Consider the following 319-nt stretch of genomic DNA (forward strand, 5'->3'; position numbering starts at 1 on the left):
GGACGGGGACGACCTGTACCTGGCGTCGGCGGCCGCGACCGTGGCCGGGGACGACGTGCGCTCGCGCCCGGACGGCACGGTCGAGTTCCGCGACGGCGGCGGCTCGACGGGCCGCAAGATCGTGACCCTGCTCGTCTCCGACGGCGAGATGTCCTTCGAGGGCAAGCTGCTGGTGGACGTGGTGCCCGGTCCCCAGCCGCCGGTGGCGGTGAACGACCACGTGGTGGTGCCGGCGGGGCAGCCGGTGACGGTGGAGCCGTTGCGCAACGACACCGATCCGAACGGTGACGAGCTGCGGCTGGCGTCGGTGTCGGAGTCG

Annotated in this window: 1 protein-coding gene; it reads left to right on the forward strand. The window is 73.4% G+C overall.

The annotated features are described in order from the left end of the window. A partial coding sequence (locus ABWU78_RS20970) for an Ig-like domain-containing protein (protein WP_439159404.1) occupies positions 1-319 on the forward strand: 319 nt, incomplete at both ends.

Source organism: Cellulosimicrobium sp. CpK407, assembly GCF_051844275.1.
Lineage (GTDB): Bacteria > Actinomycetota > Actinomycetes > Actinomycetales > Cellulomonadaceae > Cellulosimicrobium > Cellulosimicrobium cellulans_G.